Annotated in this window: 22 protein-coding genes; 3 read left to right on the forward strand and 19 right to left on the reverse strand. The window is 65.2% G+C overall.

Going from position 1 to position 24877, the window contains the following annotated elements:
• Nucleotides 1–36: 36 nt before the first annotated feature.
• Nucleotides 37–1722 carry a dihydroxy-acid dehydratase gene (gene ilvD, locus G015_RS0110910; protein ID WP_012982620.1) on the forward strand — a complete coding sequence of 562 codons (1686 nt, stop codon included), beginning with the start codon at nucleotides 37–39 and terminating at the stop codon, nucleotides 1720–1722.
• A gap of 11 nt (nucleotides 1723–1733) precedes the next feature.
• The gene (locus tag G015_RS0110915) at nucleotides 1734–2420 is read left to right on the forward strand and encodes a rhomboid family intramembrane serine protease (RefSeq protein WP_012982619.1); all 687 of its coding nucleotides are present in this window, start codon (nucleotides 1734–1736) and stop codon (nucleotides 2418–2420) included.
• A 4-nt stretch (nucleotides 2421–2424) separates the two neighbouring features.
• Here G015_RS0110915 and galU read toward each other — a convergent pair whose 3' ends face one another.
• From galU to G015_RS0111005, 17 genes are all read right to left on the reverse strand, one after another.
• Nucleotides 2425–3315, reverse strand: a complete 891-nt coding sequence (gene galU, locus G015_RS0110920) for a UTP--glucose-1-phosphate uridylyltransferase GalU (protein ID WP_012982618.1) — start codon at nucleotides 3313–3315, stop codon at nucleotides 2425–2427.
• A gap of 55 nt (nucleotides 3316–3370) precedes the next feature.
• The gene (locus G015_RS0110925) at nucleotides 3371–3655 is read right to left on the reverse strand and encodes a ComEA family DNA-binding protein (protein ID WP_012982617.1); all 285 of its coding nucleotides are present in this window, start codon (nucleotides 3653–3655) and stop codon (nucleotides 3371–3373) included.
• 63 nt (nucleotides 3656–3718) lie between these two features.
• Nucleotides 3719–4450, reverse strand: coding sequence for an orotidine-5'-phosphate decarboxylase (pyrF, locus tag G015_RS0110930; RefSeq protein WP_012982616.1), 732 nt, complete (start codon nucleotides 4448–4450; stop codon nucleotides 3719–3721).
• A gap of 23 nt (nucleotides 4451–4473) precedes the next feature.
• On the reverse strand, nucleotides 4474–5700 hold the full coding sequence (locus G015_RS0110935) for a tetratricopeptide repeat protein (RefSeq protein WP_012982615.1): 1227 nt from the start codon (nucleotides 5698–5700) through the stop codon (nucleotides 4474–4476).
• A 326-nt stretch (nucleotides 5701–6026) separates the two neighbouring features.
• Nucleotides 6027–6344, reverse strand: coding sequence for a lipopolysaccharide assembly protein LapA domain-containing protein (locus G015_RS0110945; RefSeq protein WP_012982613.1), 318 nt, complete (start codon nucleotides 6342–6344; stop codon nucleotides 6027–6029).
• A 5-nt stretch (nucleotides 6345–6349) separates the two neighbouring features.
• A complete protein-coding gene (locus G015_RS0110950) occupies nucleotides 6350–6706 on the reverse strand; it encodes an integration host factor subunit beta (protein WP_255349327.1) in 357 nt (118 codons plus the stop codon).
• Nucleotides 6707–6745: 39 nt separating this feature from the next.
• Nucleotides 6746–8416, reverse strand: a complete 1671-nt coding sequence (rpsA, locus tag G015_RS0110955) for a 30S ribosomal protein S1 (protein ID WP_012982611.1) — start codon at nucleotides 8414–8416, stop codon at nucleotides 6746–6748.
• Nucleotides 8417–8498: 82 nt separating this feature from the next.
• Complete coding sequence (gene cmk, locus G015_RS0110960) at nucleotides 8499–9206, reverse strand: (d)CMP kinase (protein ID WP_012982610.1); 708 nt, start codon at nucleotides 9204–9206, stop codon at nucleotides 8499–8501.
• Nucleotides 9203–10507, reverse strand: a complete 1305-nt coding sequence (gene aroA / locus G015_RS0110965) for a 3-phosphoshikimate 1-carboxyvinyltransferase (protein WP_012982609.1) — start codon at nucleotides 10505–10507, stop codon at nucleotides 9203–9205. Before aroA ends, cmk begins: the two co-directional genes overlap by 4 nt.
• Nucleotides 10508–10510: 3 nt before the next feature.
• Nucleotides 10511–11392 carry a prephenate dehydrogenase/arogenate dehydrogenase family protein gene (locus G015_RS0110970; RefSeq protein WP_012982608.1) on the reverse strand — a complete coding sequence of 294 codons (882 nt, stop codon included), beginning with the start codon at nucleotides 11390–11392 and terminating at the stop codon, nucleotides 10511–10513.
• On the reverse strand, nucleotides 11389–12546 hold the full coding sequence (gene hisC / locus G015_RS0110975; protein ID WP_012982607.1) for a histidinol-phosphate transaminase: 1158 nt from the start codon (nucleotides 12544–12546) through the stop codon (nucleotides 11389–11391). Before hisC ends, G015_RS0110970 begins: the two co-directional genes overlap by 4 nt.
• 12 nt (nucleotides 12547–12558) lie before the next feature.
• Entirely contained in the window at nucleotides 12559–13617 is a 1059-nt protein-coding gene (gene pheA, locus G015_RS0110980) for a prephenate dehydratase (protein ID WP_020146707.1), read from the reverse strand.
• A gap of 60 nt (nucleotides 13618–13677) precedes the next feature.
• Nucleotides 13678–14841, reverse strand: a complete 1164-nt coding sequence (locus G015_RS0110985) for a 3-phosphoglycerate dehydrogenase family protein (RefSeq protein WP_012982605.1) — start codon at nucleotides 14839–14841, stop codon at nucleotides 13678–13680.
• 38 nt (nucleotides 14842–14879) lie between these two features.
• On the reverse strand, nucleotides 14880–15965 hold the full coding sequence (gene serC, locus G015_RS0110990) for a 3-phosphoserine/phosphohydroxythreonine transaminase (protein ID WP_012982604.1): 1086 nt from the start codon (nucleotides 15963–15965) through the stop codon (nucleotides 14880–14882).
• The gene (gene gyrA / locus G015_RS0110995; protein ID WP_012982603.1) at nucleotides 15962–18574 is read right to left on the reverse strand and encodes a DNA gyrase subunit A; all 2613 of its coding nucleotides are present in this window, start codon (nucleotides 18572–18574) and stop codon (nucleotides 15962–15964) included. Before gyrA ends, serC begins: the two co-directional genes overlap by 4 nt.
• A gap of 141 nt (nucleotides 18575–18715) precedes the next feature.
• Nucleotides 18716–19792, reverse strand: a complete 1077-nt coding sequence (gene mtnA, locus G015_RS0111000) for an S-methyl-5-thioribose-1-phosphate isomerase (protein ID WP_012982602.1) — start codon at nucleotides 19790–19792, stop codon at nucleotides 18716–18718.
• Between the two features lie 12 nt (nucleotides 19793–19804).
• On the reverse strand, nucleotides 19805–22135 hold the full coding sequence (locus G015_RS0111005) for a DNA internalization-related competence protein ComEC/Rec2 (RefSeq protein ID WP_012982601.1): 2331 nt from the start codon (nucleotides 22133–22135) through the stop codon (nucleotides 19805–19807).
• A gap of 113 nt (nucleotides 22136–22248) precedes the next feature.
• Between G015_RS0111005 and G015_RS0111010 the strand changes: the two genes are divergently transcribed.
• Nucleotides 22249–22815 carry a DUF2062 domain-containing protein gene (locus tag G015_RS0111010; RefSeq protein WP_012982600.1) on the forward strand — a complete coding sequence of 189 codons (567 nt, stop codon included), beginning with the start codon at nucleotides 22249–22251 and terminating at the stop codon, nucleotides 22813–22815.
• A gap of 65 nt (nucleotides 22816–22880) precedes the next feature.
• Here G015_RS0111010 and G015_RS0111015 read toward each other — a convergent pair whose 3' ends face one another.
• Both G015_RS0111015 and G015_RS0111020 read right to left on the reverse strand, forming a co-directional pair.
• On the reverse strand, nucleotides 22881–23594 hold the full coding sequence (locus G015_RS0111015) for an ABC transporter ATP-binding protein (RefSeq protein ID WP_012982599.1): 714 nt from the start codon (nucleotides 23592–23594) through the stop codon (nucleotides 22881–22883).
• Complete coding sequence (locus G015_RS0111020; protein ID WP_020146708.1) at nucleotides 23587–24837, reverse strand: lipoprotein-releasing ABC transporter permease subunit; 1251 nt, start codon at nucleotides 24835–24837, stop codon at nucleotides 23587–23589. The genes G015_RS0111015 and G015_RS0111020 overlap by 8 nt, the downstream gene beginning before the upstream one ends.
• Nucleotides 24838–24877 lie beyond the last annotated feature (40 nt).

Raw genomic sequence — 24877 nt, forward strand, 5'->3', positions numbered from 1 at the left:
CCCTCTCCCGGGCCGGACAACGGACAGGACGACTCGATGACCCAGGACAATCGACGCAGCCGCGTCGTCACCGAAGGGCCACGCCGCACCCCCAACCGCGCCATGCTCAGGGCCGTGGGCTTCGGTGACGACGACTTCCAGCGCCCCATCGTTGGCATTGCCAACGCCCACAGCACCATCACTCCCTGCAACATGGGGATCGGGGCACTGGCCGAACGTGCGGAATCGGCCGTACGAGCCTCGGGCGGCATGCCGCAGACCTTCGGCACCATCACCATCTCTGACGGCATTTCGATGGGCACCCCGGGCATGAAGTACTCCCTGGTGTCGCGCGAGGTGATCGCCGACGCGATCGAGACGGTCGTCAACGGCCAGAGTCTGGACGGGCTGCTGGCCACCGGCGGCTGCGACAAGAACATGCCCGGCGCCATGATGGCGATCGCCCGGCTTAACGTGCCCGCGATCTTCGTCTACGGAGGCACGATCAAGCCGGGACGCTACAAGGACCAGGACCTGACGATCGTCAGTGCGTTCGAGGCCGTCGGACAGCATGGGGCGGGAAAGCTGTCGGATGAAGACCTGGCCGGCGTGGAGCGCAATGCCTGCCCGGGAGCCGGCTCCTGTGGCGGCATGTTCACAGCCAATACCATGTCCAGCGCCTTCGAGGCGATGGGCATGAGTCTGCCGGGCTCGTCGACCCAGGCGGCCGAGGACCCGGAAAAGGCCGACTCCGCCGCCCGTTCCGCCGAGGTCCTCCTGGAGGCGATCCATGCCGACCGCAAGCCGCGCGACATCCTCACGCGCGAGGCCTTCGAGAACGCCCTGGCCGTGGTTATGGCCGTCGGGGGATCGACCAATGCCGTGCTCCACCTGCTCGCCATTGCCCACTGTGCCAACGTGCCGTTAGCTCTGGATGACGTAGAACGGATCCGCCGGAAAACCCCGGTACTGTGCGATCTGAAGCCCTCCGGTCGACACGTGACCACGGAATTCCATGCGGTGGGGGGCACACCGCAGGTCATGAAGATCCTGCTGAACGCCGGTCTTCTGCACAGGCACTGCCTGACCATTACCGGCCAGACCCTAAGCGAGGTCCTCGCAGACATCCCTGATGCACCACCATCGAACCAGACCATCATCCGCCCGCTGGATGCCCCCCTGTACCCGCAGGGGCACCTGGCGATCCTGAAGGGCAATCTGGCGCCGGAAGGCAGCGTGGCCAAGATCACCGGGCTCAAGTCCACTTCGATTCGCGGGCCCGCGCGCGTATTCGAATCCGAGGAGGAATGCCTGGACGCCATCCTGGCGGGCGGGATTCAGGCTGGCGACGTCATCGTGGTTCGTCATGAGGGCCCCCGCGGCGGGCCCGGTATGCGCGAGATGCTCGCCCCCACGGCAGCGATCATCGGCGCGGGTCTCGGCGACTCCGTTGCGTTGATTACCGACGGACGCTTCTCCGGAGGCACCTACGGTCTCGTCGTCGGACATGTCGCTCCCGAGGCGGCGCAAGGTGGGCCCATTGCCCTGGTGCGCGAGGGCGACATCATCGAGGTCGATGCCGACCGTAATCGTCTCGCGCTCGAGGTACCAGAGGACGAACTGGCGCGTCGCCGCAGTGCCTGGCAGGCACCCCCGCCGCGCTTTGATCGAGGTGTGCTCGGGAAGTACAGCCGTCAGGTCGGATCCGCCAGTCGCGGCGCGGTCACCGACGACTTTCGCTGATCCCGGCCCCGATGACGCACCCGGACCCGCGCCACCCCGATTTCAGCATGATGCCACCGGTGATCGGCTTTTTGCTGATCACCAACGTGGCGCTCTTTCTTGCCCTGCCCTGGCTGGGCGACTGGCTGATGACCCATTTCGCCCTGTGGCCCATCGGAACGCCATCGATGATCCTGCAGGACGGGCAATGGCTACGTGTGCCGGACTTCCAGCTCTGGCAGCTGTTGACCTACGGGTTCCTGCACGGAGGCCTCGTTCACCTCTCGGTGAACATGTTTGCCGTCTGGATGCTGGGAGTGCAGATCGAGAACGCCTGGGGCTCCAGGACCTTCGCCCTGTACTTCCTCATCTGCGTGATCGGCGCAGGGCTGGTACAGCTTATGGTCACCGCCTATGGCGACAATGGGATGGTCTATCCCACTGTTGGGGCATCCGGCGGCGTGTTCGGGGTCTTGCTGGCGTTCGGGATGATGTTCCCCAACCAGCGGCTTTATCTGTTCTTCCTGCCGATCCCCATCAAGGCAAAGTACTTCGTCATCGCCTACGGCGCCCTGGAACTCTACCTGGGGATCTCGGGCACCCTCGCCGGTATTGCGCATTTCGCGCATCTGGGCGGGATGGCGTTCGGCTTCCTCGCCATCCAGTACTGGCGCGGAAGGCTTCCGATACGTCCGCGTCAGCGGAGGTTCTGGTGGTGAGGCTTCAGGAGGTGCTGGCGCGGGATTTCAGATAGGCGCCAAAGTCGTCCTTCAGCTCCGGGTGCATCAGCGCGAACTCCACAGTCGCCTCCAGATAACCCAGCTTGCTTCCACAGTCGAAGCGGCGACCTTCGAAATTAAGGGCAGTTACACGCTCTTCCTGAAGTAACTTGGCAATTGCGTCGGTCAGCTGGATTTCGCCCCCAGCACCGGGCTCCTGCTCGGCCAACAGCTCGAAGATGCGCGGGGTCAGGATATAGCGGCCCACGACCGCGACATTGGAGGGTGCGTCCGCCGGCTGCGGCTTCTCCACAATCCCGCGTACGTCCCAGGTGCGCGGGCCCGTTTGCACCGGATCAATGATGCCGTACTGATGGGTGCGGTCCGCCGGCACCTCTTCCACGCCCAGCACGCTGCATCCATGCTGGTTAAAGGCCTCGACCATCTGCTTCGTGGCACCGCCCTGCTCTTCTTCGATCAGGTCATCGGCCAGGATCACCGCAAAGGGCTCGTTGCGTACCACCGGCCGCGCGCAGGCTACCGCATGTCCCAGACCCAGTGCCTCGGCCTGACGCACGTACACACAGGTCACGTTGGACGGCACGATATTGCGCACCTTCTCCAGCATCTCCGTCTTGCCGCGCTCTTCCAGCTCCGTTTCAAGCTCGTAGGCCTTGTCGAAGTGATCGGGGATGGAACGCTTGTTGCGACCGGTCACGAACACCAGGGTCTCGATACCCGCACGCACGGCCTCCTCGGCCGCGTACTGAATAAGCGGCTTGTCGACAATGGGGAGCATCTCTTTGGGGTTGGCCTTGGTGGCCGGAAGAAAGCGGGTGCCCATGCCCGCGACAGGAAAAACAGCGGTACGGATCGGTGGCGTATTCGGGTTCATCCTGACTCCAGGTGGGAAAAGACGACGGGGATCGGCCCCGTCGTCCTCGATCGGGCTACTCGACCTCGATACGGTCGAGATTCATCTCCACCGTGCGCTCGCCGACGCCGGATACGTCCGTCAGCGCCTGCACCGAGGCAAACGGACCGTGGGCCTCGCGATGCTCGACGATCGCCTCGGCCTTGACCTGGCCGATGTTGTCCAGCGTCGCGAGTTCATCCGCCGATGCCGAGTTCACATTCACCGGCGTCTGCCCGCCTGATGCCGTAACCAGCGCCAGCGGCAGCACGCACAAGGCGGCGAAGAACCAGCATTTCACACAGTAGATGGCATTTTTCATGTTAACTGCTCCATGTTGAGTGATAACCGGCGCAACCCTTGCGCCAAGGTCATCCTAACGGGATCAGCGGCTCTGGAAAACCCTCTCCAGGCGATGTGCGAAATCGGTCGCAGCGGCCGCCGGATCGACCGCCCGGGTAATGGGTCGCCCCACCACAATGGCGCTGGCACCGGCCTTGATCGCGTTCTCCGGTGTCATCACCCTGCGCTGATCGTCTCCTTCGGCCTCCGGAAGCCGGATTCCGGGGGTCACCAGCATCGGGCCAGAGCCCAGCTCCTCACGCAGCAGGCTTGCCTCCTGCGCAGAACACACCAGCCCCTCCAGCCCAGCCCGCGCGATGGCCAGATTGCCCAGCAGGCGCACCTGGGCCTCCGGGCTGCGCTGAACGCCAATCTCGCGCAGCGTGTGTGCGTCGCTGGAGGTCAGAACCGTAACCGCCAGAACGGCGGTGTGATCATTGACCTCGCGGACCGCTTCGTGCGCCGCCTGCATCATCTGCAAGCCACCACTGGCGTGCACATTTACCAGCCATACGCCGGTTCGCGCCGCTGCCCTGCAGGCGGCGGCCACTGTGTTGGGGATATCGTGAAACTTGAGATCGAGGAATACCCGAAAGCCGAGATCGTGCAGTCTGCCCAATAAATCGGGCCCGGCCACGACAAACAACTCGAACCCGACCTTCAGGGCGCACAATGACGGATCGAGACGCTGCGCCAGCTGGATGGCACCGTCGGCATCGGCAAAGTCGAGTGCCACGATCAGACGCGGGGCTGGGGACTGAACGACTGCTCGCATGGCTCTTCCTGATTAAATGGGTTTCAGCGCGTCCCTTCGCGGACCAGCGCATCTTCAGCCTCCTCGGTAGAGGCATCGAGTTCAAAATCCAGCCCCCGCAGGGTATCCCATCGGCGACAGCTCGGACATTGCCAGACGTGCGCTCGACCCTGGTAGCCACAGTTCATGCACTGGTACAGATGCTGGCTTCCGAGCTGATCCGAAAGCGCTTTCTCGAACGCGGCGAACTCCACACTGTATTCCTGCACCGCGGGGAGAATCTTCATCCAGCGCACGGCCTCGAGCAAGCCCGATGTCGGCACCGGGCGTTGCGAAAGGATCATCCCGAGTTCGGAGAGTGCGGCATCCAGCCGCCCGGTGCGACGGTACAACCGCATCAGTGCGATCCGCGCCACGGTGATACCGCGGCTGTTCGCCAGATCTTCCAGGGTTTGCTCCAGCTGCCCCAGGCGGTTCTCACCTGGCAGTGCCTGGTGCAACCGCTCGAGGCGCGGCACGACCAGGGGTGCCAGCGGTGGCGTACGGGCCACGGCCTCACGGCCGCATGCAATCGCATCGGCGATGCGGTCTTCGCGTTCCGCGATCTCGGACTTGATCAGCAGCGCGCGCGACAGCCCAGGGACCAGCCCCTCTGCTTGTGCCGCTCGCTCGGCGGAGGTTGAGCGGTCACCTTGCTCCAGCGCAATAGTCGCCAACTCACAGTGATAATGCGCGATTCGAAGATGTTCATTCGGCACGTTATGCGCTTTCAGTCGTGTGCCGACCTCGATCGCGCGCTCCCATTCACGCTGGGTTTCATAGACATGCTGCAGGCCCTTCAGCGCCTGCACCGCCTGATGCGGCGAGTCCGCAAGCTCGCGGAAGACCGCCTCGGCCCGATCGAGAACGCCGGCTAGCAGAAAGTCCTGCCCGAGCTCGTTCAGCGCCTGGGCCCGCTGCTCGTCCTTCAGAGAAGGACGCGCCACCAGGTTCTGATGGATCCGGATCGCCCGATCGACCTCGCCTCGACGCCGGAACAGGCGTCCAAGAATCACATGGGTCTCAAAGGTTTCGTGGTCGACCTCCACCATCTCGATGAAGGCCTGCAAGGCATCATCGGTACGGTCGTCCAGCAGATATCGGACGCCCTCAAGGTAACGGTGAAGGGAAGGTTCCTGGTCCCCTGGGTCTTCCGGGTGGACGCGACGGGCTACCCACCAGCCGCTTGCCGCCGCCACGGGCAGCAAGAGCCAGAACCAGTCGTTGATCACGTGACGCTCCCGGACTCGGACAGCGACCCCAGCTTTCGGGCCGGGCCACAGGGCCGAGCGAACGCTGCGAGGCATACCCGTTTCCACACCCTGCAACATGACCCACGAGAAGGGCCTGGCCAACCAATCTTGTTACATCGGGTGATCAATAAACGAGCGTTCACGGGAGAGGAAACGAGCCATCCCAACCATATGGTCGATCGATTCTCGGACGTAGCGGAAGACATGGCGCGTCGTTTGTGCCTCAAGGCTAGCCTTCACCGGCTGCACTGTGCGCGTGGGCGAAATGGACTCCAGCGCGGGCATGCACAGTGATCCGCATTGCACTAATAAAAATCCCGCATCGGGGCCGTTCGCATCTGCTCGACCTCGGTCTTCAATGCGCGATTCTCCGCGCGCAGGTCCGCCACCTTCTGGTTCAGTCGGCGGATACGGAGAAGCAGAATGGCGGCCGTGACGACCACACCCACGAGCGCGGAAATGCCCAGCAGGACTACCAGGGGCGCTTGCACGTCTACCCATGGCAGGCTCAGGGTGACCTGGCCCTCGTTGAACACCACAAGAATACCGATCGCCGAAGAGATCAGGATCAGCAAGGCAAACGCGACTGCGTTGCGGACCTGCTGGCGCCGTCGATCGGACATGCCGATTACTCGTCGACAACCGCGGGGCTATTGACCCGCTCGCGCAGTTCCTTGCCGGGTTTGAAATGCGGGACATGCTTGCCCGGCAGTGCCACCCCTTCCCCGGTCTTGGGATTGCGTCCAAGACGCGGCGGGCGGAAATGCAGGGAGAAGCTGCCGAAGCCACGAATCTCGACTCGCTGACCATGCGCCAGGGCCTGACTCATCCGTTCCAGCAACGCCTTCACGCACATCTCGACATCCCGTGCGGGCAGGTGAGGCGATTTCTGGGCGAGGCTTTCGATCAATTCCGATTTGGTCATCTGACGCTCGTCACAGACAGAAGAAAGAGATCCGCAGTGTGCGGATAAAAAACAGTCCACGGCATCCGTACGGACACCGTGGACTTTATTGTGACGGACTTAGTCGTTCTTGCCCATCTGTTCCTTCAGCAGATCGCCAAGGGAGGTCGTCGCACTACCGCTCGCGGAGTAGTCGGAGACCATCTCGGCCTCTTCGGCGCGGTCCTTGGCCTTGATCGACAGGCTGATCGCACGGGTCTTCTTGTCCACACCCATGAACTTGGCCTCGACCTCTTCGCCAACGTTCAGCACGGTCCGCGCATCTTCCACACGGTCCTGGGAGATATCGGCCGCACGCAGGATGCCGTCGATACCGTCAGCCAGCTCGATCACGGCCGCCTTGGCGTCCACTTCCTTGACCGTACCCTTCACGATGCTGCCCTTGGTGTGCTCGGCCACGAAGTTGGAGAACGGATCGCGGTCCAGCTGCTTCAGACCCAGGGAGATACGCTCGCGCTCCGGATCCACCGACAGCACCACGGCCTCGACTTCGTCGCCCTTCTTGAAGTTGCGGATCGCCTCTTCACCGGCCTCGTGCCAGGACAGGTCGGACAGGTGGATCAGGCCGTCGATGCCGCCATCCAGACCGACGAACACACCGAAGTCGGTGATCGACTTGATCTGGCCACGGACCTTCTCGCCACGATTGTGGTTGGCGGCGAAGTCGTCCCACGGGTTGGACTGGCACTGCTTCATGCCCAGCGAGATGCGGCGGCGCTCTTCGTCCAGGTCCAGGATCATCACCTCGACCTCGTCGCCGATGGCCACGACCTTGCCCGGATTGACGTTCTTGTTGGTCCAGTCCATCTCGGACACGTGCACCAGGCCTTCCACGCCGTCTTCGATTTCCACGAAGCAGCCGTAGTCGGTAATGTTGGTGACCTTGCCGAAGATGCGGGTGCCGGTCGGGTAACGGCGGGTGATGTTCTCCCACGGATCCTCGCCCAGCTGCTTCAGGCCCAGCGAGACGCGCATGCGTTCGCGGTCGAACTTCAGCACCTTGACTTCGACTTCCTGGCCGATCTCGACCACGTCGGAGGGGTGCTTCACGCGCTTCCAGGCCATGTCGGTGATATGCAGCAGGCCGTCGATGCCGCCCAGATCCAGGAACGCACCGTAGTCGGTCAGGTTCTTCACGATGCCCTTCACGACCGCGCCTTCCTGCAGGTTCTTCAGCAGTTCTTCGCGCTCGGCGCTGTATTCCTGCTCGACCACGGCGCGGCGCGATACGACCACGTTATTGCGGCGGCGATCCAGCTTGATGAGCTTGAATTCCAGTTCCTTGCCTTCCAGGTACGCGGTATCGCGCACCGGACGTACATCCACGAGTGAACCGGGCAGGAACGCACGGATGTCTCCCAGCTCGACGGTGTACCCGCCCTTGACCTTGCCGGAGATCTTGCCGGTGACGTACTGCTCTTCTTCCATCGCACCTTCAAGACGATCCCAGGCCTTGGCCCGCTTGGCCTTCTCGCGCGACATGCGCGTCTCGCCGAAACCGTCTTCGGGGGTTTCGAGGGCCACTTCGACGACATCGCCGACCTTGACCTCGAGCTCGCCCTCGTCGTTCATGAACTGCTCGGTGGGGATGACCCCCTCGGACTTCAGGCCGGCATTGACCACGACCACATCCGGGGTGACCTCAATGACGGTGGCACTGAGGATGGCACCCGGCTGCATCTGGGTGTAGGCCATGCTCTCTTCGAGCAGTTGCGCGAAACTTTCACTCATGGATTTAAAAACCTGTGATTAAACAAACTCTTGAAGAAACTTCCTACAAGAGGGTTTGAACGTTAATGTACCCGCTTCGAGGCTATCCCTCGATTCGGGGGCTTTGTTCCGGGAGTACGTCCCGGAGGCGCTCCAGGATCATGTCCACCACGCTGACGATGTCGAGTTCCGTGGTATCCAGCACCCAGGCATCTTCGGCGGGCTTGAGGGGAGCCACGCTACGCTCGCGGTCACGGCGGTCGCGCGCCTCCATCTCATCCTGAAGGGCGGAAAGATTAGCACTAAGTCCTTGTTCCTTCAACTGCATGTAACGCCTGCGCGCCCGCTCCTCCGCCGAGGCCGTCAGGAAGATCTTGAGGTCCGCATCCGGGAACACCACGGTGCCCATGTCGCGCCCGTCCGCGACCAGCCCCGGGGCCTGAGCAAACCATCGCTGGCGATCGAGCAATGCCTCGCGTACAGCGGGCAGCGCGGCGACCTGCGAGGCATCGGAACCCGCCTGTTCGGTGCGCAGGAGCACGTCCACCGGCTGGCCCTCAAGCAGGGTCGTTACCCTTGCCGCATCGCCGTCGATCTCGAAGCTGACGTCCAGTGCGCCGGCCAGGCGTTCGAGTCCTTCGATATCGGTCAGCTCCACCCCATGCTGGCGCGCCGCAAGGCCCAGCAGTCGGTACAGGGCCCCACTGTCGAGCAGGTGCCAGCCCATCGCCGCGGCGACGCGCATGCACACCGTCCCCTTTCCGGCACCACCCGGGCCGTCAATGGCGAGCACCGGGATCGCCGCCGTCATGCCGCCTCCAGCGACAGACCGGCATTACGGGCAAGGTCCACGAAACCCGGGAACGATGTCGCCACATTGGCGCAGTCACGAATGCGAATCGGGCCACTGGCCCGCAGCCCGGCCATCGCGAACGACATCGCGATACGGTGGTCGCCATGGCTGTCGATCTCTCCGCCGGCGAAACCCTCGCCGCCCAGAATGCGAATACCATCGCGCTGCACCGAGCACTGCACACCCAGCGCCTGAAGCCCATCGGCCATCACCTGAATGCGATCGCTCTCCTTGACCCGCAGTTCTTCCGCGCCCGTCAGGACCGTCTCGCCCTCGGCGCAGGCCGCGGCGACAAAGATGGCCGGGAATTCGTCGATCGCCAGCGGCACCAGCTCGGTCGGGATTTCGATCCCCTTCAGGCGCGTGGCATGTACCTCGATGTCGGCCACCGGCTCGCCGCCGGCTTCGCGTTCGTTCTCCACGCGGATATCCGCGCCCATCAGGCGCAGGATGTCGATCACACCGGTCCGGGTCGGATTGATGCCGACGTGTTCCAGGCGCATCTGCGAGCCCGTCGCGATGCTGGCGCCCACCAGGAAGAACGCGGCCGAGGAAATGTCCGCCGGGACATCCACCGAACTGGCCTGCAGGCGCCCGCCACCGGTCACACAGGCCTTGGGACCATCCCGGGTAACGACGCAGCCGAAGCCATTCAGCATCCGCTCGGTGTGGTCCCGGGTGGGCGCGGGCTCGGTCACACAGGTTTTCCCGTCTGCCCACAATCCCGCGAGCAGGATCGCGGACTTGACCTGTGCGCTGGCCACCTGCAGCACATGATCGGTGCCCCGCAGGGGTGCGCCGCCACGGATGCGCAAAGGCGGCGTACCGGCCTCACTGGTCTCGATCTGTGCACCCATGAGCGCCAGGGGCTCGGTGACCCGGCGCATGGGGCGACGCGTCAGGGATTCATCGCCGATGAGCTCGCTATCGAACGACTGCCCGGCGAGCACCCCGCAGAGCAGCCGCATGGCGGTCCCCGAGTTACCCATGTCCAGCGGGCGATCCGGGGCCTGCAGGCCCTGCAGGCCCCGGCCCTGGATCACGACCTCGCCTGGCCCTTTGCGCTCGATCGGCACACCCATCGCGCGAAAGGCCTCCAGCGTCGCCAGGCAATCGGCCCCTTCGAGAAAGCCGGTGACACGCGTCTCGCCCTCGGCCAGCGCACCCAGCATGATCGAGCGATGGGAAATGGATTTGTCGCCCGGCACACGGGCGACACCGGAGAGCGTGCCCCCCGGCTGTACGGTAAAGGTGTTCATCTGTCAGGTATCCAGTTGTGCATCCGCCGGGTCACAAAAACGATCCCGGGTTTCCTTTGCGTGCCGAAAGCGCGTCTCGATCGCGGGCCCGTCCGCCGATTCGATCATCCCGCGTAACTGCTCCAGGTCACCCTGGTAGCGTTCGATCACCTCGAGGATGGCCGTGCGGTTGGCCAGGCAGATATCGCGCCAGACCACCGGGTCCGACGAGGCAATGCGGGTGAAATCGCGAAAGCCGCCCGCCGCATAATGAAAGATCTCGTCGCGCTCGCTCATGTCCGACAGTGACGCCACCAGCGTGTAGGCCAGCACGTGAGGCAGATGGCTCGTCGCCGCGAGCACCCGGTCGTGGTGGGCGGGTGTCATGAATTCCACCCGCGCACCAGTCGCCTGCCACATCTGTGCAATGCGATCGCTGGCCATCGGGTTGGTCGCATCCGCCGGGGTCAGGATCACCAGCCGGTCCCGAAAGAGGCTGGGGAATGCCGCCGCCACCCCGCTCTTCTCGGTCCCGGCAATGGGGTGACCGGGCACAAACTGGCGCGGCGTGGTGCCAAAGCCCTCGGTCACCGCGTCGATCACGGCCTGCTTGCTCGAGCCGACGTCCGTCAACGGGCTGTCGTCCGGCCAGCAGCCGGCCAGGTCGCGTGCCAGCGGGCCCATTGCCCCCAGCGGCACTGCCAGTACGCCGATATCCGCCCCTTCCGCGGCCTCCGCCACCGAGGTCGTCCAGCGGTCGATCACGCCCAGACGCTCGGCCTCGCGCAGGTTGTCCGCATTGCGCGAACAGCCCACGATCTCGCGTACCGCTCCCGCCTCGCGCAAGGCGAGCGCGAGCGAGCCACCAATCAGGCCAACCCCAAAGATGACCAGCCGCTCGATCATGCCAGGGCTCGATCCAGTGCCTGCAGGAAGCGTTCGTTGTCCTCGGCCGTGGAGACCGTCACCCGCAGATGCCCGGGCAGCCCGTAGTTCTCCACGGGGCGCGTAATCACGCCTTCGTGTTGCAGCGCCTCGTACACCGGCCCCGCATCACGCCCGGTGTCGAAGGTGATGAAGTTGCCTACAGACGGGATCGCGCGCAGCCCCCGCTCGCGCAGCCCCTCGCCCAGCTGCAGCAGGCCCTCGCGATTGACGCGCACCGAACGTTCGATATGGGCGGAGTCCCCCAGCGCGGCGAGGCCCGCAGCCTGTGCCACGGCATTAACATTGAACGGCTGGCGCACGCGATTGAGCAGTTCCGCGACCGCGGGTGAGCTGATGGAGTACCCCAGGCGCAGGCCGGCAAGGCCCTGAATCTTGGAAAACGTGCGGGTCACGATCAGATTCGGGTAGCGCGCGACCCACTGGGTGGTGTCGGGATAGTCTTCCTGTTCAACGTATTCCGCATACGCCTCGTCGATCACCACCAGCGTGGTGGCCGGCATCGCCGCCACAAAGGCCTCGAGCGCCGCGCGCCCGACCCAGGTCCCGGTCGGGTTGTTCGGATTGGCCACGAACACCACCCGCACGGCGTCATCCACGGCTTTCTCCATCGCCGCCAGATCATGCCCGTAGGGCTGTTCCAGGTCGGTCGCAGGCAGCGCTTCGACCACCCGTGCCTCGGCCCCCACCGCCTGGGTAACCAGCGGATATACCGCAAAGGCATGAGCCGAAAAAACCGAGGTACGACCGGGCGCCAGCCACGCCCGCGCAATCAGCTCCAGGATCTCGTTGGACCCATTGCCGAGGGTAATGGCATCCGGATCGACACCATGCCGAGTGGCTAGCGCGGCCTTGAGTTCGAAGCCTGCCCCATCGGGATAGATGTGGGCCTCGCTCATCGCCGCGCGCGCGGCCTCCACCGCCTGGGGCGAGGGCCCCAGCGGATTCTCGTTGGAGGCCATCTTGATCGCCTGCTGAATACCCAGCTCCCGCTCGAGCGCCGCGATCGGCTTGCCGGGCTGATAGGGCGTCAGGCCCCGAACGCCATCCACGACAAGCGCGGCGGCATCAAAGCCACCCGGGTTCATATCGGACGCGGGGTTGCGTGAAGCCATGGAATGTCTCGGTTAGGTAGCGGCCTGGGGGTAGCTCCCCAGCACCTTGACGGTATCGGCGGTCTGGCGCAGCTGTTCCAGACAATCCTGGATTGCCGGATCCTTCTGGTGGCCCACCAGATCCAGGAAAAACACATAGGTCCACTGGGTGCAGCGCGAGGGCCGCGACTCGATCCGGGTCAGGCTGATGCCGGCCTCTGCGATCGGCTTGAGCAGTGCATACAGCGACCCTGGCCGGTTCGCGGTACTAAGCATGATTGAAGTCCGGTCCGCACCACTCGGCTCGGTGGACGCGGTGCCAATAATCAGGAAGCGCGTGGTGTTGTCCGCGCGATCCTCGACATGCTGCACCCGCAGTGGAACACCATAGTGCTCGGCGGCCACGCGGCTGGCGATCGCCGCGCTTTCCGGATCTTTCGCCGCGACCTCCGCCGCCCGCGCGTTGGAGGACACCGCCTCGCGCTCCGCGTGTGGGAGGTGGGTGTCCAGCCACTGCCGACACTGGGCCAGTGCCTGGGCGTGCGCGCGGACACGGCGAACCTGGCTCAGGTCTTCGGCCTGCGCCAGAAGATGATGATGGATCGGCGTCACGACCTCGCCGCAGATCTGCAGCGGCGAATCGAGGAAACAGTCCACGGTATGCGTGACCACGCCCTCGGAGCTGTTCTCGATCGGCACTACACCGAACTGCGCCCGCCCGGCTTCCACCGCGCCAAACACCTGATCGATCGAGGTCAGCGGGGTGGTCTCCACCGCATGACCAAAGTGCTTGCGTGCCGCCAGGTGGGTAAACGTACCCTCGGGGCCCAGATAGGCGACCGTCAGCGGGTGCTCGAGCGCCAGACACTCGGACATGATCTCCCGGAACAGCCGGACCACGGCCTCGCCGGACAAGGGCCCGGGATTTTCCTCGCGCACGCGCCGCAGGATCTCGGCCTCGCGCTCCGGCCGGTAGAAGACCGGATTCGGCTCGAAGTCGCGCTTGACCCGCGCGACCGCCTCGGCGCAGCGTGCACGCTCGCTGAGAAGCTCCAGCAACTGCCCGTCCAGCGCGTCGATGCGGTTGCGCAAGGACCCGAGGTCTTCCGGCCCCGTAGCGGCTTTCGGCGATGGCCCCTTCTTCGTCACGATCTACAGCACCCGTGCGCGCAGCACGCCATCAATCTGCAGCAACGCATCCAGCGTAGACGGGTCGGGCTTGCCGTCCACGTCCAAAAGCGTATACGCGAGATCCCCACGGGAATCGTTCATCAGGTGCAGGATGTTCAGGTTGGATTCGCCCAGGACATGCGAGATGCGCGCCACGCGATCCGGGAGATTGCGGTTGACCACCGCGATGCGGGTGTCGCCCTTGCGGTCCAGCACCAGGGTCGGCAGGTTCACCGAATTGACCACATTGCCGTTCTCGAGATAGTCGCGCAGCTCGTCGGCGATCATCACCGCGCAGTTCTCTTCCGACTCGGTCGTCGAAGCCCCCAGGTGCGGCAGCGTGATGACCCGCGGGTGGCCCAGCATGTTGGGCACCGGGAAGTCGGTAATGTAGGCGTGCAGCCGCTCGGCATCGAGCCCTTCGCGCACGGCCTCGTCATCGACGATGCCCTCGCGCGCCAGGTTCAGCACCATCGCGCCTGGATTCATACCAGCCAGCCCCTTGGCATTGACGATATGGCGAGTGTTCTCGGTCAGCGGTACATGTACCGTCACCGCGTCGGCACCCTCCAGGGCAGCTTCCACGGAGCGCGCCCGCTCGATGTCCGAATCGAGGCGCCAGGCATTCTCGACCGTGACCTTGGGGTCGAAACCCACGACTTCCATGCCGAGGGCCTTGGCCGCATTGGCCACGCCGACACCGATGGCGCCCAGTCCCAGCACGGCGAGCTTGCGCCCGGGCAGTTCGAAGCCCGTGAACCGCTTCTTGCCGTGTTCGACCGCGGCCATGAAGTCGTCCTTGCTCGGGTCCAGCTCCTGCACATAGCCGGCCGCCGGGAGCAGATTGCGCGCGCCCAGCAGCAGGCCGGCGATCACCAGCTCCTTGACCGCATTGGCGTTGGCCCCGGGCGCGTTGAATACCGCAACCCCACGGTCCGACAGCGCCGTGACCGGGATATTGTTCACCCCGCTGCCAGCCCGCCCGACGGCCAGCACGGACTCCGGGATATCGACATCGTGCAGATTAAACGAGCGCAGCATCAGCGCGTCGGGCTGATTGATGTCCGAGGCGACCTCGTAACGGTCCCGCGGGAAGCGATCCAGCCCGCGTATGGCGATATTGTTGTAGGTCTGTATGCGGTACATCCGGGTCCTCCGTGATCGGTTACCCCAGGGGGACACGCTCAGGCGTGGCGGTTCTCGAAGTCCGCCATGAACTCGATCAGCGCGTCCACAGCACTCTCCGGCACGGCGTTGTAGATGCTAGCGCGCATACCGCCCACCGAACGATGCCCTTTCAGCGACGACAGCCCGGCGGCATCGGCCTCGTTCAGGAACGTACCATCCAGCGAGTCGTCCGCGAGGATAAACGGCACGTTCATCCACGAACGCGCATCCGGCTCGACCGGGTTGCGATAAAACGCCGAGTTATCCACGAAATGATAGAGTTTCTCGGCCTTGCGCTGGTTGATCTCGGCCATCTTGTCCAGCCCGCCCTGCTCCAGAAGCCACTCGAAGACCAGTCCCGCCAAGTACCAGCCGAAGGTCGGCGGCGTGTTGTACATGGAGTCGTTTTTCGCCTGCAGCGTCCAGTCGACCACCGCCGGCAGATTCGGATTCGACTCTTTGTCCAGCAGGTCATTGCGAACAATCACCACGGTCAGCCCGGCGGGCCCGATGTTCTTCTGCGCGCCCGCGTAGATCACGCCAAATTTCGACACGTCGATCGGGCGCGAGAGGATGGTGGAGGACATGTCCGCCACCAGCGGCTTGCCCCCGACATCCGGGACCTCGTGAAACTCCACGCCACCGATCGTCTCGTTCGGGGTGTAGTGCACGTAGGCGGCATTCGGGTCCAGATTCCAGCTGTCGCGCGCCGGGATCGAGGCGTAGCCACTGGCCTGCGAGCTGGCGACGATATTCACCGGCCCGAACTTCTGGGCTTCCTTGATCGCCTTGCCCGACCAGGCCCCGGTGTCGATGTAGTCCATCGGTTTTCCGCCCGAGTGCAGGTTCATTGGGATCGCCGCAAACTGGCCGGTCGCCCCACCCTGCAGGAACAGCACACTGTAGTTGTCCGGAATGTTCATCAGCTTGCGCAGGTCTTGCTCCGCCTTCTCGGCAACCTGCATGAACGGCTTGCCGCGATGGCTCATCTCCATAACCGACATCCCGGCGCCATGGAAATCGATCAGTTCTTCGCGTGCCCGTTCCAGGACCGCCTGCGGCAGCGCAGCCGGCCCCGCACTGAAGTTATGCACTCGGCTCATTCCGGATCTCCGTTGTCCATGGTGTTCTGCGTGGATTCGTCGTCCTCGCTGTCGCTGTCGTCGTCCAGGTCTTCATCCTCGCCCTGCAGCTTTTCGACCCGGGCCAGTTCCACCAGGCGCTCGCCCTCGTCCAGGCGGATCAGCCGCACACCCTGCGTATTGCGCCCGATCAGCGGGATCTGGTCCACCGGTGTACGCACCAGCGTACCGCCCGTGGTGATCAGCATCGCCTCGTCGTCTTCCAGCACGCGCGCGGCCCCGACCAGTGGCCCGTTGCGCCCCTCGGTTTGGATCCCGATCACGCCCTGGCCGCCACGACGGTGGACCGGGAATTCGTCGAAGCGAGTCCGCTTGCCGTAGCCGTTCTCGGTGGCCAGCAAGGCGGCACCCTCGGCGACATTGAGCAGCGCAATCACGCGATGATCCGATTCCATGCGCACGCCGCGCACACCGCAGGCGGTACGGCCCATCGGCCGCACGTCGTTCTCGGAGAAGCGCACTGCCTTGCCGGCCGTGGTAACGAGCATTACGTCCATCTGGCCATCGGTAAGCGAAACGTCCACCAGGTAATCGTCGTCGCGCAGATCCACCGCGATGATCCCGGTCGAGCGGCGGCGCGAGAAGTCGGTCAGCGGGGTCTTCTTGACCGTTCCGCGCGCGGTCACCATGAACACATAGTGGTCCGGGTCGTACTCGCGCACCGGCAGGATGGCGTTGATTCGCTCGTCCGCTTCCAGCGGCAGCAGATTCACGATCGGCTTGCCACGCGAGGCGCGCGAACCCTGTGGCAGTTCATAGACTTTCAGCCAGTAGACCCGCCCGCGGCTGGAGAAACACAGCACCGTGTCGTGCGTGTTCGCGACCAGCAACCGGTCGACAAAGTCCTCTTCCTTGAAGCTCGCGGCCGCCTTGCCGCGACCGCCTCGGCGTTGCGCGCGGTAGTCGGCCACCGGCTGGTACTTCACATAGCCGGCGTGGGAGAGCGTCACCACGACGTCTTCCTCGCCGATCAGGTCTTCCAGGGTGAGGTTCGCCTGGCGCTCGCGGATCTCGCTACGGCGTTCGTCGCCGAACTGCTCGGCCACGGCCAGCAGTTCGTTGCGGATCTCCTGCTGCAGGCGCTCACCCGAGCCGAGGATGTCGAGCAGGTCCTCGATCAGGTCCAGCAACTCGCGGTATTCGTCGAGGATCTTGTCCTGTTCCAGCCCGGTCAGGCGGTGCAGGCGCAGATCCAGAATCGCCTGCGCCTGGGCCTCGGACAGGCGATAGCCGTCGTCGCCCACGCCGTAGTCCGCTGCCAGATCCTCCGGACGCGAGGCGCTGGCCCCGGCCCGGTCGAGCATGTCGCTGACCACGCCCAGCGGCCAGCTGCGCGCCAGCAGGCCGGCCTTGGCCTCGGCCGGGTTGGGGGCGGCACGGATCAGTTCGATCACCGGGTCGATGTTGGCCAGCGCGATCGCCAGGCCTTCCAGGATATGGGCGCGCTCGCGCGCCTTGCGCAGGTCGAAGATCGTGCGGCGGGTAACCACCTCGCGGCGATGCCGCAGAAAGGACTCCAGCACCTGACGCAGATCCAGCACCTTCGGCTGGCCGTCAACCAGGGCGACGATGTTGATGCCGAAGACGTTCTGCATCTGCGTGTGCATGTACAGGTGGTTCAGGACCACCTCGGCCATCTCGCCGCGCTTGAGCTCGATGACCAGGCGCATGCCGTCCTTGTCCGACTCGTCGCGCAGCTCCGAGATGCCGTCGATGCGCTTTTCCTTGACCAGCTCGGCGATCTTCTCGGTCAGGCGGGCCTTGTTCACCTGGTACGGGAGTTCGGTGACGACGATCGCCTCGCGCTGTCCGCCCTCCAGCGGCTCGACATGCGAGCGCGCCCGGATCAGCACCCGGCCACGACCAGTGCGATAGGCCTCGCGCACGCCTTCCACGCCGTTGATGATCCCGGCCGTCGGGAAATCGGGGCCCGGCACGTGCTCCATCAGACCTTCGATGGAGATCTCCGGGTCATCAATCAGCGCCACACAGGCGTTGATCACCTCGCGCAGGTTGTGCGGCGGGATGTTGGTCGCCATCCCCACCGCGATCCCGGCGGAGCCGTTGACCAGCAGGTTGGGAAACTTGCTCGGCAGTACCGCCGGCTCCGTCTCGGAGCCGTCGTAGTTGTCGATGAAGTCGACGGTTTCCTTGTCGATATCGGCCAGCAGCTCGGCCGCGATGCGCGCCATGCGCACCTCGGTATAACGCATGGCGGCCGGGGAATCACCGTCAATGGAGCCGAAGTTGCCCTGCCCGTCGGCCAGCATGTAGCGCATCGAGAACGGCTGCGCCATGCGCACGATGGCGTCGTAGACGGCGGAGTCACCATGCGGGTGGTATTTACCGATCACGTCACCGACCACGCGCGCCGACTTCTTGTACGGCTTGTTGTAGTCGTTGCCCAGCTCGCGCATCGCGTAGAGCACGCGGCGATGGACCGGCTTGAGGCCGTCACGGACATCGGGGAGGGCCCGGCCCACGATTACGCTCATCGCGTAATCGAGGTAGGACTGCTGCATCTCGTCTTCGAGATTGACCGGGAAGATTTCCTTGGCAAATTCAGCCATCGAGGGTTACGCCGTCCGTCTGAACAAGCTCGCGATCATACCACAGGGGTAACCACTGGGACCTAGCAAATGGGCCTGAAATCGCCCCTCCGTAGCTCTCAGCCGGGGTGCACCACTGTGAAACACCGTGATCCGGCGCTGTCAGCCCTCCACAACAGGCTCTCCAGCGACGGCTTTCCGCCGCAGGGCGGCCAGTTTGTCCCGATCCGGCGCCTCGACCACACCGTGCTCGGTCACGATCGCGTCGACCAGGTGCGCCGGCGTGACGTCGAACGCCGGGTTGTAGGCCCGGGCGCCGTCCGCGGCCACGCGCTTCCCGGCGAGCGCCAAAACCTCGTCTTCGGCGCGCTGCTCGATCGGGATACCCTCCCCGTCCGGCATGTCGAAGTCGATGGTCGACAACGGGGCCGCGACCATAAAGCGCACGCCGTGGGCACGGGCCAGGAGGGCCAGCCCATAGGTGCCGATCTTGTTCGCCACATCGCCGTTCGCCGCAATGCGGTCGGAACCCACGATCACCCAGCCGACGCGTCCGGAACGCAGCAGACTGGCGGCCGCCCCTTCGCACAGCAGCTGTACCGGGATACCGTCATGCACGAGTTCCCAGGCGGTCAGCCGGCTCCCCTGGAGCCACGGGCGTGTCTCGTCGGCAAAGACCTCGGTCACCCGACCCTCGTCCCAGGCCGCGCGAATCACCCCCAGGGCCGTGCCATAGCCCCCGGTGGCCAGCGAACCCGTATTGCAGTGGGTCAGCACCGCATGTCCCGGCTCAATCAAGGAAGCCCCGTGCCGCCCCATGCGACGGTTGCCCGCGATGTCGTCGTCCAGCATCTGCCGGGCCGCGGTCGTAGCCGCCTCAATGGCGGCCTCCGGATCCGGGGCGCCATCGACCTCCCGGGCCATGCGGTCCAGTGCCCAGAACAGATTCACCGCCGTGGGCCGCGAGGCCCGCAGGCGATCCATGTCCGCGGCCACGCGCTCGCGCCAGTCGTCCCGCCCCCGGGCTTTCTGGCAGGCCAGCACGACCCCGAACGCGGCCGTGATCCCGATGGCGGGCGCACCGCGCACGACCATGTCGCGTATCGCGGTCGCCACCTCGCCGGCATCGGTGTAGCACTGGCGCACGGCCTCGCCCGGCAACAGGCGCTGGTCGAGCAGATAGAGGTTGCCGTCTTCAAAGCGAATCGGGCGGATCGTGTCGGAGCGGTGTTCGGTCATGGCGTTATTCTATCAGGGCTCATTTCGGTCAGGGCTTATTGGATGCCAGAATCGCAGCCGCGGACGGCCTGTCGCCGGAGCGCTGTCGAGTTGGGTACTGCTCGTGACCAGCGCCCCGCTGCGCCCAGTCTCGTACAGGGGAATACCGCTTAGCTCCAGCCGTTTCCGTGCCTCGTCGGGCAAACCGGCACCCTCGGCAGTCGTCGCAGCCCAAACCTGACCGGGCGGGAATTGCGCCAGCCAGTCGTCCTGCAGGGCGCGCGGGTTGGAAGTCCTCGGCGCTACCAGCAAGTCAACCGCAAATCCTGCGGTGCCCCGACGCATCACGGCCTCGCCGAGACCATCCAGCCCGCCCATGACCAGCAGGGTCGCGTCCGCCCCCTCCACCTTCAGCACACAGGACGCGGACGAGTCGTCATTCCAGCCCGGCGGCGGATGGAGTACCTCGAAGCGCACACCGTCCCAGTTCCACTGATCCCCCTTTTCGCAACGTTCGTCAGTGCCATGGCTCACCGGGGTGCGCCGCAGCGTGCGCCTCACCGAGATCTGTTCCCGGACTGCCGCCACGCCGCCGGCGTGCCCGGCATGCTCGTGCGTCACCATCAGCGTGCCCAGGGAGCGGATGCCGCCCGCCCGCAAGGCCGGCACCACAATCCGGTCACCCGCGCTGAAGCCGCCCTCCCGGCCCGGACCCGCATCAATTAACAGCGCGTGTCGTCGGGTCTCGACGATGGTGGCCTGCCCGGCGCCAACGTCCAGGACCTGAACGCGCCACTGCCCGGCCGCAAAGTCCGGGCGCAACGGCGCGACCAGGGCGATCGCAGCCACTGCAATCCAGGGCGCCAATCGCCGGGCGAGCGGCTGCAAGGCCAGGAAAACAGCCACCCCGCCCAGCAGGGACGCGGCCACCGGCACATGGCGCTGGTCCACCAGGACAGGGATCCCTGCCAGTGCCTCGAGCGTCATCACCAGCAGTGCCAACAGGCCATCCGCAATGCCTAACAACAAGCCACCTGCGGCCGGCCACCCCCACGCGAGCAAGGCACCGACCAGCAACAACGGCAAGATCAATAGCGTCACCATCGGCACCGCGACCAGGTTGGCCACGGGTGCGACCCAGGAGCCCAGCTGGAACCAGGCCAGACTGAGCGGCAGCATCGCAATCGCCAGCACGACCTGGATGCGCAGGCCTTCGCGCCAGCCGGTCGTCCCGACCCGACCCTGCAACAGCAGCAGGATCACGGCCACCGCGCCGAACGAGAACCAGAACCCCGGGGCCAGCACGCTCGGTGGGTGCACAATCAGCACCATGGCCGCGGCAAGGGCCAGGGCGCGCCAGGCAACACCCTCGCGACGCGACAGCACCGCAAGCGTGAGCGCAATCAGCATCAGCAAAGCCCTTTGGGTCGGGATGCTGAAACCGGCGAGTACCGCATAGCCCGTGGCGGCCACCAGCCCGACCACACCCATGAACAGCCAGCGCCGCAGCCGTCTTATAACGGCCACCCCGGACCACAACCATCCGGCAATGCCGCCGGCAAACCCCGCCACCAGGGCCACATGCAACCCGGAAATCGCCATCAGGTGATTCGTCCCGGTGTGTAGAAAGGCCTGCCATTCACTCTCGGTCATGGCCTGACGATTGCCGATGACCAGCGCCTGCACCAGGCCCGGGTGACGCAAATCCGGTGCCGCGCGCTCCAGACGTGCCTGCATTGCGGCCCGAAGGCGGTGCATGACCACGCGGCCCCTGGCCCCCTCGTGCACGCCTGCCAGTGGGGTAACGGAACGCGCAACGGCGCTGCCGTGCATCCCCTCGCGGTAGAACCAGCCTGCGGCATCGAATCCCCCGGGGTTGCGGGGGCCGTCGACACCACGCAATCGCAAGTCCAGCCGCAGCGAATCACCCACCTGTATCGCCGGCCGCGCGGGGAAGGTGCTCACCCACAACTCGCGGCCTTCAAGCTCCAGCCCCGGGCTGCCCTGCTCGATCTCCGACACCCCAACCCGGAACCGGCTGCGCCGCTCCCCGTGCTCCGGCAAACTGACCACCTGTGCCCGCACCGAGACCTCGACTCCCGACCACTCGGGACCCACGACCTTGCCCGACCAGTCCGTCGCATGCGGGAGTGCCAGCCACACGCCCGCGAGCAACCCCAGCGAGGCTGCTGGCAACCACGTGAAAGGAGAACCTCGCCGAGCCGCCTGGACCCAGCCAAGTGCGACCAGCGCGCCAGCGACAGGCAGGAACACTCTCAATGGACCTTCGAGCAAGACAGGCAGGACGGGGAGCTGGTGCAACCCCCACACACCGGCGATCAGACCCAGCACCGCGACCATCATGGCGCACGGTCCCGTCCAGGAAGAGTTGGAATCCTCTCCCCAGGGCCCAGTCCTAGCAGGTAGGATGCACGCCCAGGATTGGGCCTGCGAGAGTCCGACAGATACCCACAGACATGGCGAAGCACATCATCAGAAGGCTGTTCCCCGGCATGGAGGGCGTGCGCGGCCATCGCGCACTCTCCCCACTGGGGCCGCGCCTGCGGTCTCCGGATCTGTGGCATCTGAACCGCCGCTCCGTGGCTGGTGCGTTTGCCGTTGGGCTGTTCGTGACCTTCCTGCCTATCCCTATGCAGATGCTGGTCGCCGCGATTGTCGCGCTGATTGTGCGCGTCAACCTGCCCATCTCGGTGATCCTGGTCTGGATCTCCAACCCGATCACCATGCCTCCCATGTTGTATATGGCCTATACCGTCGGCCGCAAGCTGCTGGGTGAGCCGCCCCGCGATGTGCATCTCGACTGGAGTTGGGAATGGTTCAGTACCGAGCTGCTGACCATCTGGCAGCCGCTACTGCTCGGCAGCCTGCTCTTCGCGACGCTGGCCAGCCTCTCCGGATATCTGCTGGTGCGTGTGCTGTGGCGCGTGAATGTCGTACAGCGCCTGCGGACCCGTCGCGCGTTGCGGCGGTTGCGTCAGGAGCGGGAAAGGGAAAAAGCGGAAAAAGACGATTCGGGCCGGTAGCCGACGCACGCCAAGGGCTGACCGCAACTTCGCAAGGCTTTACCCAGCGCTCCCGAGCGGACGGATCAGTCGTCGGCCAGCTGGCCGTGGAAGTGCTCGCGCTCCAGGTGCCCCTTGACCAGCTGTACCGACCGATCCAGCTCGCGCGCGAGGGTGATGTCATGCGTCACCAGTGCCAGCGCGGTGCCGGTCGAACGGTTCATCTCGCGCAGCAGCGCGAACACATGCTGGGCGCGCTCCTGATCCAGATTCCCGGTGGGCTCGTCGGCCAGAATCGCGGACGGCCGCGTCACCAGCGCCCGCGCGATCGCCACGCGCTGGCGCTCGCCCCCCGACAGCTCGGCCGGCTTGTGCGCACCACGGTGCCCGAGGTCGACCTGCCCGAGCCAGTGCTCTGCCTCCTGGCGCGACCGACGGCTGGAGGTCCCCCGGATCAGCAGAGGCAGCGCGACATTCTCGACCGCCGTCAGCTCCGGCAGCAGGTGATGGAACTGGTAGACGAACCCGAGGTGCTGGTTGCGCATTCGCCCCCGGCGCGCCTCGCCCATGCGCGACCACTCCTGCCCCAGCAGCCGAACCTCGCCCGCCGTGGGGCGATCCAGTCCCCCGAGCAGATGCAGCAGCGTACTCTTGCCGGAACCCGAGGCACCGATGATCGCCGTCTGGTCGCCCCGCTCCAGGCGAAAATCGACGCCCTGCAGCACGGCCACGTCCAGCTTGCCATCGCGGAAGCGCCGCTCGACCCCCACGGCCTCCAGTACAGGCACAGTCTCAGTCATGGCGCAGGGCCTCCGCCGGCTGTGTACGGGCCGCCCGCCAGGCCGGGAACAGCGTCGCCACGACGGTCAGCAAGAACGCAATCCCGCCCACCCGAAAGACATCGGATGCTTTCAGTTCCGACGGCAAGTCACTGATGTAGTAGACATCGGCCGCGAGAAACTCGATACCCATCGCGCGTTCGATAAAGGGCACCACGACATCGATATTGAGCGCCAGCGCGACACCGGCGACCGAGCCGAGCAGGATGCCGATCGCGCCGATCACCACCCCCTGGACCACGAACACCAGCATGACCCCCGAGGGGGACAGCCCAAGGGTTCGCAGTATCGCGATATCCCCCTGCTTGTCGGTCACCAGCATGATCAGCGTGGAAACGATATTGAAGGCCGCTACCGCGACGATCAGGGACAGGATGATGAACATCACCATCTTCTCGATCTGGATCGCGCGAAACAGGTTCGCGTGCTGGCGCGTCCAGTCGGACACCCGGAACAGCCCGTCAAGCTGACTGGCCACCTCGCGCGAGACCACACCCGCCCGCATCATGTCCGTCAGGCGCAGGCGCAGGCCGGTGACGCTCTCGCCGGTCTGGAAGACCGCCTGGGCGTCCTGCAGATGAATAAACGCAGTCCCGCGGTCGTACTCGTACATCCCGACCTCGAAGATCCCCGCCACCTCAAATCGTCGCATGCGCGGCATTACACCCGCTGGCGACACCGAGGCCTGTGGCGCCATCAGGATCAGAGAATCGCCTACCCTCACGCGCAGTTCCGCTGCCAGCTCGCGCCCCAGCACAATGCGGTAGGCACCGGGTTCGAGCTGCCCGAGCCGGCCCTGAGTCATGTGCTCGCCGATCCGCGCCACGCGCTCCTCGGCCCCCGGGTCCACCCCGCGGATCAGCGCACCGGAGATGTTCCCGGTGGCACTGAGCATCGCCTCGCCCTGGACATACGGAGCGACCGCCAGTACTCGCTCGTCGATCGTCTCGACCTGCTCCTTCAGCGACTCCCAGTTGCGCAAGCCACCATTCACGTCCTGGATGGTCGCATGCGACGCCATGCCCAGGATGCGATCGCGCAGCTCGCGTTCGAAGCCGTTCATGACCGAGAGCACGGTAATCAGCGCCATCACACCCAGCACCAGGCCGAGGATCGAGACGACCGAGATAAAGGAGATGAAGTGGTTACGCCGTTTGGCGCGCGTATAGCGCAGACCAATGGAGAGCGGGAGCGGGCGGAACATCGAGAAATCATGCCAGAGTTACACGGGCGCGCCTATCCCC

It is taken from the genome of Thioalkalivibrio sp. ALJ15 (genome assembly GCF_000383695.1).
In the GTDB taxonomy this organism is placed as follows: domain Bacteria; phylum Pseudomonadota; class Gammaproteobacteria; order Ectothiorhodospirales; family Ectothiorhodospiraceae; genus Thioalkalivibrio.

Bases quoted from the DNA above. Each gene is read 5' to 3' on its own strand.
- G015_RS0111015 (WP_012982599.1), bottom strand. From the start codon at position 23,594: ATGACTGAGACTGTGCCTGTACTGGAGGCCGTGGGGGTCGAGCGGCGC.
- cmk (WP_012982610.1), bottom strand. From the start codon at position 9,206: ATGACGGCGGCGATCCCGGTGCTCGCCATTGACGGCCCGGGTGGTGCC.
- G015_RS0111005 (WP_012982601.1), bottom strand. From the start codon at position 22,135: ATGATGGTCGCGGTGCTGGGTCTGATCGCCGGTGTGTGGGGGTTGCAC.
- G015_RS0111020 (WP_020146708.1), bottom strand. From the start codon at position 24,837: ATGTTCCGCCCGCTCCCGCTCTCCATTGGTCTGCGCTATACGCGCGCC.
- mtnA (WP_012982602.1), bottom strand. From the start codon at position 19,792: ATGACCGAACACCGCTCCGACACGATCCGCCCGATTCGCTTTGAAGAC.
- galU (WP_012982618.1), bottom strand. From the start codon at position 3,315: ATGAACCCGAATACGCCACCGATCCGTACCGCTGTTTTTCCTGTCGCG.
- serC (WP_012982604.1), bottom strand. From the start codon at position 15,965: ATGAGCCGAGTGCATAACTTCAGTGCGGGGCCGGCTGCGCTGCCGCAG.
- G015_RS0110915 (WP_012982619.1), top strand. From the start codon at position 1,734: ATGACGCACCCGGACCCGCGCCACCCCGATTTCAGCATGATGCCACCG.
- G015_RS0110945 (WP_012982613.1), bottom strand. From the start codon at position 6,344: ATGTCCGATCGACGGCGCCAGCAGGTCCGCAACGCAGTCGCGTTTGCC.
- hisC (WP_012982607.1), bottom strand. From the start codon at position 12,546: ATGGCTTCACGCAACCCCGCGTCCGATATGAACCCGGGTGGCTTTGAT.
- gyrA (WP_012982603.1), bottom strand. From the start codon at position 18,574: ATGGCTGAATTTGCCAAGGAAATCTTCCCGGTCAATCTCGAAGACGAG.
- pyrF (WP_012982616.1), bottom strand. From the start codon at position 4,450: ATGCGAGCAGTCGTTCAGTCCCCAGCCCCGCGTCTGATCGTGGCACTC.
- G015_RS0111010 (WP_012982600.1), top strand. From the start codon at position 22,249: ATGGCGAAGCACATCATCAGAAGGCTGTTCCCCGGCATGGAGGGCGTG.
- G015_RS0110925 (WP_012982617.1), bottom strand. From the start codon at position 3,655: ATGAAAAATGCCATCTACTGTGTGAAATGCTGGTTCTTCGCCGCCTTG.
- rpsA (WP_012982611.1), bottom strand. From the start codon at position 8,416: ATGAGTGAAAGTTTCGCGCAACTGCTCGAAGAGAGCATGGCCTACACC.
- G015_RS0110970 (WP_012982608.1), bottom strand. From the start codon at position 11,392: ATGATCGAGCGGCTGGTCATCTTTGGGGTTGGCCTGATTGGTGGCTCG.
- ilvD (WP_012982620.1), top strand. From the start codon at position 37: ATGACCCAGGACAATCGACGCAGCCGCGTCGTCACCGAAGGGCCACGC.
- G015_RS0110985 (WP_012982605.1), bottom strand. From the start codon at position 14,841: ATGTACCGCATACAGACCTACAACAATATCGCCATACGCGGGCTGGAT.
- aroA (WP_012982609.1), bottom strand. From the start codon at position 10,507: ATGAACACCTTTACCGTACAGCCGGGGGGCACGCTCTCCGGTGTCGCC.